The sequence below is a fragment of the Kosakonia sp. N21 genome (assembly GCF_050587465.1).
Taxonomy (GTDB): Bacteria; Pseudomonadota; Gammaproteobacteria; order Enterobacterales; family Enterobacteriaceae.
Window position 1 is genome coordinate 1 of record NZ_JBOBHR010000016.1, and the last position, 12,829, is coordinate 12,829.

At 50.8% G+C, this 12,829-nt stretch carries 14 protein-coding genes; 7 read left to right on the forward strand and 7 right to left on the reverse strand.

Annotation, left to right across the window (positions count from 1 at the left end; all coding sequences use genetic code 11):
• Positions 1–125 precede the first annotated feature (125 nt).
• The 7 genes from ACQ3G7_RS23820 to nfsB all read right to left on the reverse strand — a co-directional run bounded on the left by ACQ3G7_RS23820 (position 126) and on the right by nfsB (position 5,637).
• Positions 126–983: a fumarylacetoacetate hydrolase family protein gene (locus tag ACQ3G7_RS23820; protein WP_061492440.1), complete on the reverse strand. Its 858-nt coding sequence runs from the start codon at positions 981–983 to the stop codon at positions 126–128.
• A gap of 26 nt (positions 984–1,009) precedes the next feature.
• Positions 1,010–1,618, reverse strand: a complete 609-nt coding sequence (ttdB, locus tag ACQ3G7_RS23825) for a L(+)-tartrate dehydratase subunit beta (RefSeq protein WP_088236934.1) — start codon at positions 1,616–1,618, stop codon at positions 1,010–1,012.
• Positions 1,615–2,514, reverse strand: coding sequence for a L(+)-tartrate dehydratase subunit alpha (ttdA, locus tag ACQ3G7_RS23830; protein WP_430892663.1), 900 nt, complete (start codon positions 2,512–2,514; stop codon positions 1,615–1,617). The genes ttdB and ttdA overlap by 4 nt, the downstream gene beginning before the upstream one ends.
• A gap of 20 nt (positions 2,515–2,534) precedes the next feature.
• Positions 2,535–3,830 (reverse strand): MFS transporter, encoded by a 1,296-nt coding sequence (locus ACQ3G7_RS23835; protein WP_061492442.1) that lies wholly within the window; start codon positions 3,828–3,830, stop codon positions 2,535–2,537.
• A 335-nt stretch (positions 3,831–4,165) separates the two neighbouring features.
• The gene (locus ACQ3G7_RS23840) at positions 4,166–4,567 is read right to left on the reverse strand and encodes a type II TA system antitoxin MqsA family protein (RefSeq protein WP_430892665.1); all 402 of its coding nucleotides are present in this window, start codon (positions 4,565–4,567) and stop codon (positions 4,166–4,168) included.
• Between the two features lies 1 nt (position 4,568).
• Positions 4,569–4,874 carry a type II toxin-antitoxin system MqsR family toxin gene (locus tag ACQ3G7_RS23845; protein WP_430892667.1) on the reverse strand — a complete coding sequence of 102 codons (306 nt, stop codon included), beginning with the start codon at positions 4,872–4,874 and terminating at the stop codon, positions 4,569–4,571.
• Positions 4,875–4,983: 109 nt separating this feature from the next.
• Positions 4,984–5,637, reverse strand: coding sequence for an oxygen-insensitive NAD(P)H nitroreductase (gene nfsB, locus ACQ3G7_RS23850; protein WP_430892669.1), 654 nt, complete (start codon positions 5,635–5,637; stop codon positions 4,984–4,986).
• Between the two features lie 187 nt (positions 5,638–5,824).
• On the opposite strand from nfsB, the gene ACQ3G7_RS23855 reads away from it, so the two are divergent.
• The 7 genes from ACQ3G7_RS23855 to ACQ3G7_RS23885 all read left to right on the forward strand — a co-directional run bounded on the left by ACQ3G7_RS23855 (position 5,825) and on the right by ACQ3G7_RS23885 (position 12,777).
• Complete coding sequence (locus tag ACQ3G7_RS23855; protein ID WP_430892671.1) at positions 5,825–6,760, forward strand: LysR family transcriptional regulator; 936 nt, start codon at positions 5,825–5,827, stop codon at positions 6,758–6,760.
• 525 nt (positions 6,761–7,285) lie between these two features.
• On the forward strand, positions 7,286–8,305 hold the full coding sequence (locus ACQ3G7_RS23860) for a zinc-dependent alcohol dehydrogenase (RefSeq protein WP_430892673.1): 1,020 nt from the start codon (positions 7,286–7,288) through the stop codon (positions 8,303–8,305).
• A 38-nt stretch (positions 8,306–8,343) separates the two neighbouring features.
• Positions 8,344–9,009 carry a dihydrofolate reductase family protein gene (locus tag ACQ3G7_RS23865; protein WP_430892675.1) on the forward strand — a complete coding sequence of 222 codons (666 nt, stop codon included), beginning with the start codon at positions 8,344–8,346 and terminating at the stop codon, positions 9,007–9,009.
• Between the two features lie 28 nt (positions 9,010–9,037).
• Positions 9,038–9,640, forward strand: a complete 603-nt coding sequence (locus ACQ3G7_RS23870) for a DUF1349 domain-containing protein (protein WP_430892677.1) — start codon at positions 9,038–9,040, stop codon at positions 9,638–9,640.
• Positions 9,641–9,652: 12 nt separating this feature from the next.
• The gene (locus ACQ3G7_RS23875; protein WP_430892679.1) at positions 9,653–10,846 is read left to right on the forward strand and encodes an MFS transporter; all 1,194 of its coding nucleotides are present in this window, start codon (positions 9,653–9,655) and stop codon (positions 10,844–10,846) included.
• Positions 10,847–11,034: 188 nt separating this feature from the next.
• Complete coding sequence (locus ACQ3G7_RS23880; RefSeq protein WP_430892681.1) at positions 11,035–11,346, forward strand: PTS sugar transporter subunit IIB; 312 nt, start codon at positions 11,035–11,037, stop codon at positions 11,344–11,346.
• A gap of 108 nt (positions 11,347–11,454) precedes the next feature.
• Positions 11,455–12,777, forward strand: coding sequence for a PTS sugar transporter subunit IIC (locus tag ACQ3G7_RS23885; RefSeq protein ID WP_430892742.1), 1,323 nt, complete (start codon positions 11,455–11,457; stop codon positions 12,775–12,777).
• Positions 12,778–12,829: the final 52 nt, after the last annotated feature.

The window sequence follows — 12,829 nt, forward strand, 5'->3', positions numbered from 1 at the left end:
AGGGTGAGGGGAAAACCACGGCACTATGCCATTGCATTCGACAGCGCGTTTCGCCGGGCGGCCAGGTGCGTTAAGTTCCCTCTCCCCTGTGGGAAGAGGGTCAGGGTGAGGGGAAAACCACGGCACTATGCCATTGCATTCGACAGCGCGGTAACGCGGTTGACCAGGCGGCCAATGTTGCCGATTTCCACCTCGATCACATCCCCTTCCTTCATAAACAGCGGCGGCGTCCGTTTTTTGCCCACGCCCCCCGGCGAACCGGTAATGATCACGTCGCCTGCCTGCAGCGGGCTAAAGCGGGAGATATATTCCACCAGCATGGCAACGGAGTTGATCATATTGTGGGTCGAATCGTTCTGCACGCGATTGCCGTTCAGCCAGGTGCTGATCGCCAAATCCTGCGGGTCGCGGATCTCATCGCGGGTCACCATCCACGGGCCGAACGCGCCGGTTTTGCGCCAGTTCTTGCCCGACGTGAACCAGGTATATTGCATATCACGTACTGAGCCATCCATAAAACAGCTGTAACCGGCGATATGCTCTAACGCGTTGTCGCGGCTGACATTATCCGTATCTTTGCCGATCACCACCGCCAGCTCGCCTTCGTAATCAAACTCATTGCTGCTGTCGGGTTTGCACACCACATCGCCGTGTGCGGAGAGCGTATCCGCGAAGCGAACAAACAGGGTCGGCGCATCGATGGTTTGTTCGAACTCGATCCGCTTTTCCATGTAGTTCATGCCCACGCAGAAAATTTTACTGGGGTTTTCAATGACCGGCAGAAAACGGATCTCATCGGCGTGAAAATCCGCCTGCGCCGGGATCATCGGCGTCAGTTCCGCCAGCGCATTGCCCGCGATGGCGGATTTCAGGTCCGGGAAATACGCCGATAAGCGTTTCCCCAAATCAAAAACCTGCGTGCCGTCAATGCAACCCCATGTTTTTTCACCGGATGTCGGGTTAACAAAACTCAGTAACTTCATGATAATACCTGTGCCTGAACGGCGGGTTATTTAATAAACTTAACCTGCTGATTAATCTCTTCAATAATCGGCAGTTTTCGGGCGTTGTAGACTTTCTTGTTCTCTTCGAACAGGTTATTGCCTTCGCAGTCGATAGAGATAATTAACGGGCCGAACTCTTTTACCCGGTTGACCCACAGGGTCTCCGGCATCCCTAAATCGCGCCACTGGGCATCTTCGATTTTCTCTACGCAGGTGGCCGCCAGCACCGCGCAACCGCCAGGGAACACCGCGTGCACCGCTTTGTGCGTGCGGCAGCCCTCTTCGGTGTTCGGCCCCATCCCGCCTTTACCGACGATCAGCTTCACGCCCGTCTGCTCGATAAACTCTTTCTCGAACTTTTCCATACGCATGCTGGTGGTCGGCCCAATCGAGATCATCTCGAATTCATTTTCGCCTTTCTCCACCACGATTGGACCGGCGTGGAAAATCGCCAGACCTTTCAGGTCGACCGGCAGCTCGCGCTTTAACTCAATCAGGCGGCGGTGCGCCACGTCGCGGCAGGTCACCAGTGTGCCGGTCAGGTAGACAATGTCGCCAGGCTTCAGGGAGAGTAAGTCTTCGTCTTTAATGGGTGTGGTGAGCACTTTTTTCATAATACAGCCCCCTGGTGGGAAAGAATTTCGTAAGAGAGATCGGGGTTAAAACGGATTGCGCCGCGGCGGTGCGCCCAGCAACCGGTGGAAACCGCCACGCCAATGGTCGACGGGTGGCGGGCGGAGGACTCAATGTTGACGCCCATCACCGACGCTTTGCCGCCCAGGCCCTGTGGCCCCAGTCCGACTTTGTTCAGACCCTCTTCCAGCAGTGCTTCCATTTTGGCGGCGTCAGGGTTCGGGTGGCAGGAGTCCACCGGGCGCAGAATCGCTTTCTTGGAAAGACGCGCAGCTGTTTCTACCGACGTCGACACGCCAACGCCAACCAGCAGCGGCGGGCAGGCATTCACGCCGTAGGAGGTGATCACGTCAAACACGAACTGGTTGACGCCTTCATAGCCCTGGCCTGGCATCAGTACTTTAGCCGCGCCCGGCAGCGAGCAACCGCCGCCAGCCATGTACACTTCGATGGTGCAGCTGTCATCATCCGGGATGATTTCCCAGTCCAGCCACGGTATGCGCGAGCCGGTATTGGTGCCGGTGTTTTTCTCAATGAAGGTTTCTACTGCGTTGTGGCGCAGCGGCGCTTTTTTGGTGGCTTCCAGCGTGGCGGTTTTCAGAATCGACTCCAGCCCGCTTAAGTAGGGGAATTTCGCCCCGCAGGTGATGAAGTACTGGATCACCCCGGTGTCCTGGCAGCACGGGCGATCCAGCTCGTCGGCCCGTTTCTGGTTCTCAAACATGGAGTCGTACACCGCCACGGCCAGCGGTGCGTCCTCTTCCGCACGCAGTGCTTCGAGTTTTTTCATAACGTCTGTCGGCAGACGTTTCCCGACATACCCGGTAAAACGGGTCATCACGTCAGTTAATGACGAAATTGCTTCAGATGTGCTCACAATATGCTCCATTTCTTATTTCAGGCTAATGAGCTCTTCATTGCCTTACGTTTACGGCTAATTTCGATAGAGAGGGTCAGGACGGCGGAAACCACCAGCATGCCTGCCACGCACCAGAGGGCGAGGGAGAAGTCACCGGTGGTCTCTTTCAGCCAGCCGATCACCGCCGGGCCAGCGAAACCACCCAGGTTGCCAATTGAGTTGATGGCAGCGAGGCCTGCTGCCGCAGCCGGTCCATTGAGGAACAGCGACGGGATACTCCACAGCGGTGGCTTACAGGACGAGATACCGACGTTGGCCATCACCAGCGCGAAGATGGCCAGCGGCAGGCTGTGCACCAATCCGGCGAGGATAAAACCAAGGCAGGCGAACAGGCAGGCGCTGACTACGTGCCAGGTACGCTCTTTGGTTTTGTCGGAGTGTTTTGCCCACAGGATCATCGCCACAATCGACAGTGCCGCCGGGATGGCATTAATAAAGCCAATCTGGAACGTGGTCAGGCCGAAGGATTTAATAAACTGCGGCGACCAGATATTCAGTGAATAGAGGCCCGCCGACGTTCCGAAATAGACCACTGCCAGCGTCAGTACGCGAATATCGGTCAGCCCTTTCCAGATGCTGGTTTTCGCCTGACTGCCTTTGTTCTGGTTCTCTTCCGCCAGGGTGTTAATCAGCCACTGGGTTTCATCTTTGCTTAACCAGCGGTTTTTCTCCGGACGATCGTTGAGATAGAAGAAGGTGAAAATACCCAGCAGGATGGCGGCAGCGGAATCCAGCATAAACATCAGTTGCCAGCCTTTCAGGCCAAACGCACCGTGCATGCTTAAAATGGTGCCTGCCAGCGGCGAGCCAATCATCGACGAAATCGGCGCGGCTGCCATAAAGAACGCGATGACCTGCGCACGGCGTTTAATCGGGAACCAGGTACTTAAGTAGAGAATAATACCGGAGAAGAACCCGGCCTCAGCGACGCCTAATAAAAAACGCAGAACATAAAAACCGGTCGAGGTTTCAACAAACATCATGCAGGCGGCAATAATACCCCAGCTCACCATAATACGGGCCAGCCAGATACGCGGTCCGACTTTCTGCAAAATAACGTTTGAGGGAATATCTGTTAAGAAATAGCCAATAAAAAACATGCCCGCGCCAATACCAAATACCGTGGAGGAAAATCCTAAGTCCTGGTTCATAGTGAGCGCGGCGAAGCCTATATTTATGCGGTCAAAGAATGCAATAAAATAAGCAAACATCACAAAGGGTACGATACGCCAGGATATTTTCCTGAGCGTAACCTGTTCAGTTGTAGAGTTCATAACATTGTTTTCCAGCAGTTAAAATAATAATGACAGGCAACGTTACGGAATAAAAATGCGACCTGCTGACGAAACAACTATGAGAGGAATAAAACGGGGGATCATCCGGCGATGATTATATAAAAAATGCAAATAATCGATGGCGAAACAAAAACCGCGACGGAAATCCCGCTCGCGATCAATAAAACCTTAAAAACCGTGCGATTATTAACAGAATGCCAGAAGTGATTTTACATTAATGAAACAATCGCTCCGACGAGGGAAAAACGGGATATGTGATAGGGTTCAAAATCCAGGCGAATAAAAAGCCCGCGTTGATGGAGGCGGGCTTTGTATCAGGCATGTTTTAGTTCTTCAAACAATTCGGGGTGTTTATCCAATGCCTTGAACAGCAATATTAAGGGTTTAGGGGGGGCAACACGTCCGGTTTCGTAGCGGCTGAATGCATTGGCGCCACCACCGAAAATCTCGGCAGCCTGGCGCTGGTCAAGGTTGAAACGTTTACGTACTCTGGCGATAAAGTGTGGATCGACTTCGTCGGCATTAACGTTGCGTACAAACGCAGCAACCTGTTTTGCGTAATGTTCACCGTTGATGCGGTCAAAAACTATGTCGCCGCAGTTGTCGCAAAAATCACCCATAACGTTTTTTATCAACGTCTTACGATTTTTGTACTCATAAGCGACGTCGCGTGTTTCATGTTTGAGTTCTGCACCGCCGCAAACAGGACATTTCATGTTATCTCTCCTTAAACGAGACGATCAGCACGTCGTTCGAGACGATTAATTTCAGGTATATTCTTTGCCCATTCCACAATGGACGATAGACGTCATGCCAAATAGTGTGATCGGCATATGCCGTCATGCTTTTAAAAAAATCGGTCATTGTCAGGCTAAGAATGACTGTACACATTTCATCAAAGGGCGGTACGGCAAAACCGAGTTCGATAGCGCCAGCGATTGCGCTGGACGTTATTTTAATTTTTCCATCCGTGACCATTTGCTTAACGATATGTAAGCGGGTATGGGGCGTTCCTTTCTCCATAGTATTAACCTAAAAGCCAAATTATGCAAATAGGGTAATATTGTTCCCGCGGCAAGAAAGTGATCAATTACGCAGACATAAAAAAGCCCGGCGAACCGGGCTGGCGGGCTTAGATAAAGGTAAAAATCTCGTCGCGCGGCAGGCGGGATTTTGGCAGCGCGGCGTTAAAGTCTTTTTCGCTGCGAAAGCCCAGTGAGACCAGCACCACGCTGGTCAGCCCTTTCTCACGCAGACCCAGTGCAAGGTCCAGCGCGCGCTGATCAAACCCTTCCATCGGCGTGGCGTCAATGTCGAGCATCGCGGCGCTCAGCAGCAGGCCACCCAGCGCCAGGTAAACCTGTTTCTCCATCCATTGTGGAATATCGCGCTGCTCGTAGCGGTGCATATCCACATAAGAGCGGCGACTCTTGTCCTGACCGGCCTGCGCGCCTTCGGCGACAAAGCGGCCATCTTTTTGCTCCTGCGCCAGCACGTTTTGCAGGTGCTGGTCATCGAGATCGCTGCGCATGCACAGGGCGATGACATGAGAGGCGTTCAGCACTTTCGGTTCGTTATAGGCATACGCGCCGCTGGTGGATTTCGCTATCGTTTCACGGCCTTCCGGCGTGGAGGCAACCACAAAGTGCCACGGCTGTGAATTCACAGACGAGGGGCTGTTTTGCAGCACGTTAAGTAAGGTGTCAATTTTTTCCTGCGGCAGCGTTTTACCGGGTTCAAACGCTTTCACCGTATGGCGGGCAATCACAGCATCATCAAGGGTCATCCTGTTTCTCCTGGCGCAAAAATAACAAGTAGATTGAGGGGATTGTTGGAGGATAAACGCAAAAGATAACGAGATAAATCGCTGTAAAGAGGCAACACTTTCACTCCTGGAGTGAAAATGAAGTTTGCCTGCGCGCTATTTTCTGGCACAACAGACGGTGTACGCCCTTTTATTACCCGGAGAGACCATGATTCGGCTGGAAGATGTCACGCTGTTTGTCCGCTCGGCGGCACTGGGAAGTTTTTCAAATGCCGCACGGGAAGCCGGTTTGCTGCCGGGTCAGGTGAGCGCGGCTGTGCACCGGCTGGAGCGGGATTTGGATAAGCGCTTGTTTGTGCGATCCACACGCAGCTTACGGCTGACGGCGGAAGGCGAAAAGTACCTGCCCTACGCCCAGGAGATGCTGGAAGTGGTGCACGCCGGTGCGGAAAGCCTGCACAGCGGCGATAACGAGATCAAGGGCGAGCTGCGTGTGGCGATGCCGTCGGACATCGGCCGCAATGTGCTGTTGCCGCTGATCACCCGTTTTTGCCAGCAGCACCCAAAAGTGTCCTTGCGTCTTTCGCTGTCCGATCACATTAGCGATGTGTTCCGCGACCCGGTCGATATTGCCATTCGTTACGGCGTGCTGGATAACAGCAGCTATGTGGCGTTGCCGCTGGCGGAAGATAACCGCCGCGTTCTGGCAGCCTCGCCTGCTTATCTGGCACGCAACGGCCGCCCGCAAACGCTGGATGAGGTGGTGAATCACCCGTGCTTGTTGTTCACGATGAATAGCCAGGCGTATGACAAGTGGAGCTTCCCGGAAAACGGCATGCGCCGCCAGCTTATCGTTAAGAGCCGCATGTTGTGCGATGACGCTGACGTGGCCCGGCGCTGGGCCATAGATGGGCTGGGGATTGTCTACAAATCGTGGATCGATCTCAGCGATGACGTACTGGCGGGCCGCCTGGAGGTGCTTTTGCCGCAGCATCCGGGGGAGGCAGCACCGTTAAACCTTATCTGCCCGCACCGTAAACAGTTTTCTCCGGCTATCCGCCACCTGCACAGCGCATTACGCGAGCACCTTCAGCCGATCACCGCGCTGATGACCAGTCACCCTGCGTTTAAGGCAACATATTGAGTACAACATAATTGCGTCGTCACTGGTCGATGAAAACCCGCGAGCGCATCATAAAGGAATACTGCTGAGGGCATTAAGCCCCATTGCGAATGGAAAATCATGCATATTCATCGCCGATAATTCCACCAACGGCAGCCTGGACTTTTCTGCTGGTACCCGTTTCCTTCTGTGAATTGCAGTTTTCCCCGCCGATTTATACTCTCGTTGCAATATTATTTTCACCCTTTGTACTTTAATTCATTGTTTTTATGACGTTGTCTTTTCTTATTTTTTAATTATCTTTTTATATTTGTTGTGGTTCTGTGGTGTGGTTACGTGATATCAATAAAAACAAAGAGATAGGCTTATTTTAAATTTCATATAAATTCAAGCATTATGTTTTTTAAGATTGTGAGCTTTAGTTAAGGATATTTTTATAACAAAATATTGTGATTTTGCTCTCAAATGAATACAGAGGTAGCCGCTATATCTATTGGCGAAACGGATTTTTATATATGGAAGATTCTTTATAAATGGATTGTATTTATGAAAGCCATTTCACTAATTGATGAAAAAACGTTAGGGCTCATAACCCATCAGCATTACCCGCTATTACCGGATGATAGTGTTGAGATTGATATTGTACTTTCTGGTATTTGTGGCACTGATTTGGCGGTGTTAGCAGGGCGAGAGGCGGGGCTACCGGGCATTATTCGCGGGCATGAAGCTGTTGGCGTGGTTGTTAATGTCGGCAACGCGGTGACGGGCCTGCAACCGGGTATGCGAGTTGTTATCGATCCGAATGAGTATTGCGGGCGCTGTGCAGCCTGTCGCTCCGCGCACACACATCTCTGCACCGGCGGCCAACATGGAGGGCTGGATATCGCTGGTGTGAATAAACACGGTATGTTTGCGGAGCGATTTATTACCCGGATGCCATTTGTTTATCCGCTACCGGATACGATGAGCTGGGAAACCGCGGTACTCATTGAACCTGTCGCCTGTATTTTAAACAATATTGACCATGCTGAGATTCAGGCGGGAGAGCGGGTGTTAGTGCTGGGATCGGGACCGATGAGTCTGGTGGCTCAGTTGCTGCTCCGGGCGATGGGTGTAAAGACACTGGCGACGGATCTGAACCCAAACCGTATTCAATTCGGGCAGTCGCTTGGGTTGGATGTCCTGCATGCGGATGAACTCGGAACCAGGCTACAGCAAACCCGGGTAGATGCGGTTATCGACACGGTAGGGAACCAGCTTGATGTTGCCATGAGCACGGTTCGCCGGGGCGGCAGGGTTGTTCTTTTCGGGTTTGACGGAAATTACACCTATCCATTGCCGGTAAAACACGTTCTGGTTAATGCCATCCGTCTGATTGGCGCGGGGGAATATAATCAACATTTCCCGCGTGCATTACAGATGGCCAGTATGATTCCCGCGCTGGGCGAGCTGGTGACGCATCGTTATACCCTTGACGAATATGCAGAGGCATTTGACCATCTGCTCAACGATCCTTGCTCTAATATTATAAAATGTGTCTTTACACCGAATGAAAAATATCTGTGAAAATTCTCCTTCTTTAAACAAAGATAAGTTGAGAAATTATGAAAATTACTATTTTTAGTCAAATTTCTATTGATGGTAAATTAACGCTCGGCCATGGCGGGTCCAGTAAAGGATTATTCCAGCGGCTTAACGATGAAGATATACAATTTATTCATGAATTCCGTGGGAAGGTCGATGCCATTATGGTGGGGCGAAATACCATTGTGACGGATGATCCGCAATTAACCAATCGTTATGGCGGCAGTAATCCGCTGCGCATTATTCCTACCGCATCGCTGGATTTTCCCGATTCGGCAAGAGTGTTGTGCTCGCCGGAAGACTCCCTGATTGTTACGACAGAACGGGCTCGTGGTCACGCGATGATTCAACGAATCCGCGAACATGGCAAAGAGGTACTTTTCGCGGGAATCGATCGGGTCGATTTTAATCTTCTTTTTTCACTACTTAAACAGCGTGGAATAGAACATATTATGGTGGAAGGTGGTGGCTATTTAAACTGGCAGATGTTTGATCTTGATGTGGTGGATGATATTATTTTAATGCAGTTACCTATTATTATTGGCGGAGCAACTACGACTACTCTCGCAGATGGTGAAGGATACCAGGATATAAATAATACCAAAGCTTTTTCACTGCACCATTTCGATGCCAGGTCTAATTATAACCTTCTGCATTTTAAACGTATATCTGCCCAGACGTATTAATATCACTCATGGATGGCTGAGAAATAATATGGAAAAATTCAAAGCTTCAGAATTAATCTGGCTTAATGTCACTGAATACCTTGTCCTTGATGAGGATGATATTATTCTTTACACCTCTCCCGATACTGATTTTTGGCGCGGGACGTATTATGGGCTGGAGTATGATAATGCACCTGCAGCAGTTATTAGCCGCGAGGAGCGATTCTGGACTCTGAAAGCCAGAGCGTCGTTTAATTCTGCAATCTATTTTGATCAGTGTGGTCTGTTCATTTACCAGGATGAAGACCACTGGATGAAAAGCGGTATTGAATATCAAAACAATGGTTACCAGCAGTTGTTTTCGGTGGTGACCAATCAGGGATTTTCGGATTGGTCGATGTCTAACTTTGATCGGTATCGGCAGACCATGTATTACCGGTTGAGCCGCAGGGAGAGCGATTTTCTGCTGGAAAACTCACTGGATGGCAGAGATTTTCACATGATGCGCATGTTCCATTTGTCCCACGCGGAGGCGAGGGTGCAGTTTGGTTTTTTTGCCAGTAGCCCCGGAGACTCTTCTTTTGCCGCCCACTTCTCTGAGATTGAACTGATGGAGTGTCAGTGGCAGGCGCATGATGCTGACCGTTTCTGACAGGGATAAAAAATGACGATTTCACCTCATCAGCAGTGTCTGTCTCTCTGCGCCTGCTATGCCGCCATGATATGCCTGGCCATTGCACTTAACTTCTTACCCGTCTACCTGACCACATTCAGCGACGCCTTTGACAGTGTTTCCGGGCTGACCGGCGAACAATTGGGGCGTATTCCGGCAGTGATGTTTCTCAGTTTTATCACCGCTATCCTGGTGACCGGGCCGCTGGCCGACCGGGGCAATGCTCAGCGGTTTATTTTATTCGGGCTGCTGGTCATGGCACTTGGGTTAGGACTTGTGGCGATGGCGCCCACCTACACTTTCCTGTTGTTCGCTGTCGCGATGATGGGATGGGGAGCAGGCATGTTGGATATGCTGCTCAGCCCGATTGTCGTGGCGCTACAGCCTGCCAGGCGCAGTGCGGCCATGAACTGGCTACACTCCTATTTTTGTCTCGGTGCGGTAGGCGCAGTACTGATAGCCAGCTTTGCGCTGAAATGGGGGATTTCATGGCGCATGGTTGCGTTGGGGGTCATGATTGCGCCATTGGGGACGGCACTGTTGTTCCTGCGGCTTACTTTCCCTCCTCTGGTGCAGGAAGCGGCGCCGCGAGAAGCGATGACAAGCTTGATAAAACGCCCTTATTTCGTCGCTTGCCTGATCGCTATCTTTTTAGGCGGCGCAACAGAGACGGGGCTGTCGCAATGGTTGCCGACTTATGCTGAGCGGGGATTGGGATTTTCGAAGGAGATCGGTGGGTTTGCACTGGCTGGCTTTTCTGTGGCGATGGCGCTGGGGAGAATGGCGGCGGCTATGGTGCAGCAGCGTATTTCTCCAGAGGCGTTAATGCTGGGCTGCTGTGCTGTGACCATGGCGCTGTTTGTTGTGATCGGTTTTCCTCCCAGCCCAACGATTGCCATTGCTGCCTGTATTCTGGCGGGATTTTCAGGAAGCTGTCTCTGGCCAACCATGCTGGCCATGTCTGCAGACGCCTATCCGCGAGGCGGTGCGACCATGTTCGGTGTGCTGACGGCTTTTGGTAATGCAGGCTGTAGTCTGGTGCCGTGGCTGGTTGGACTGATCATGGAATATTCATCGTTGCATATCGGCTTATTGACCGTTGCGCTGTGCCCTGGCGGTATGATCATTGTGCTTGTATGGATGCATCGATTATCCGGAAAAGATAACGGCGTGCAGGTGGGATAATTACACGCCTTCATTCTCTCTTACTGACGAGTAATAATTAACGATTCTAGTTACGTTATCGCGTTATTATTGTTTGATTTTACATTTCGTTGCAGTGCTTATTGTGATCGCGCTGAGAGATAAAGATATAAACACCCGGTAAAATAACTATAAATAAATGTTTATCAATATAGTAAGGGACGAGTCATATGAAAAACATATTATTGGTATGCGCTGCAGGGATGTCGACAAGCATGTTGGTGAAACGCATGAAAGAGTATGCCGATACAGTAAATATAGAGGTAACCATTAATGCATTGGCTATATCGGAAGCCAAAGAGACGTTGAAAAAAAATGAGGTGGATATTGTATTGCTGGGACCGCAGGTGCGTTTCCAGAAAAAAGAGTTAGAGGAGGTTGTACAGGGGCGGATCCCTGTCGCAGTGATTGATATGAAAGCTTACGGGCAGATGGATGGCAAAGCCGTTTTAGACAGTGCGCTGGTATGTCTGGCTGAATAATTCGTTTTCGGATAATTATTCTTTCTTTGTGTGTGGAATCTTTTTCCTCACACTAAATACCTGTGTGCATTATTAATTAAAACGGTAACAAGATTAAAAGGAATCATCATAAGTTTCATGGAGTCTTTTGAACGAGGTATGGAGAAAATTCTCGTTCCCATTGCGGTTAAATTAAACTCACAGATCCATATTTCAGCAGTGCGGGATGCATTTATATTGTCTTTCCCGATTGTGATGGCCAGTTCGCTGATTATTCTTATTAACTTTGCGATTCTCTCACCCGATGGTTTTATCGCCAGTATTTTGCATCTGGATGCGCTTTTTCCCAATCTGGCCGCCGCGCAGGAAATATTCACACCCGTCATGAATGGCTCGGTCAATATTATGGCGGTTTTAATTACCTTTCTGGTGGCGCGCAATATTGCCATTAGCTATCAACAGGACGATCTCCTGTGCGGGTTAACCTCGATTGGCGCGTTTTTTGTTGTTTACACGCCTTACACCGTCATTGACGGGCAGGCGTATCTCACCACCCAATACCTTGGGCCGCAGGGGTTATTTGTCGCTATTATTGTTGCATTAATCGCCAGCGAAGTGTTCTGCCGTCTGGCGCGCAACCCTAAAGTGACCATTACGATGCCCGCCGCAGTGCCGCCTGCGGTCTCCCGCTCTTTTAAAGTGCTGTTGCCTATCTTCTTTGTGATGATCCTGTTTTCCGTGATCAACTACCTGCTGGCGAAGATCTCGCCGGATGGCTTGAATGACCTGGTCTACACCCTGATCCAATCTCCGTTAAAAGATATGGGCACGAATATCTTCGCTGTGCTGATCCTCGGCCTGGTTGCAAACTTTTTGTGGGTGCTGGGTATACACGGGCCGAATACTGTGGCGGCGATTCGTGAGGCCATTTTCACAGAAGCTAACCTGGAAAACCTGTCGTATACCGCGTCGCATGGTACCACCTGGGGTGCGCCGTATCCGATTACCTGGGGCGGAATCAACGATGCTTTCGCCAACTACGGTGGCTCGGGGATGACGTTGGGACTATTGCTGGCGATCTTTATCGCTTCGCGGCGTAAAGATTACCGTGAAATGGCGAAAATGGCCTTTGTTCCGGGCATATTCAATATTAACGAACCGGTCATTTTTGGGCTGCCAATTGTCCTGAACCCGATTCTGGTGATCCCGTTTGTGCTGACCCCGTTTGTTAATTCGCTGATTGGCTACGTCTTTATCTCTATGGAGCTGATTCCGCCTATCGCGTATGCAGTGCCGTGGACAACCCCTGGCCCACTCATTGCCTTCCTGGGTACCGGAGGCAACTGGTTGGCGCTGTTTGTCGGCCTGCTGTGCCTGGCGGTTTCGACACTGATCTATCTGCCATTTGTGGTCGCCGCCAATAAGGTGAATATCATAGCGACAGATCGGTAGCACCTTTTCCCCTCAAAAGCCTGCCGTATGCCATACGTTGCATGCGGCAGCG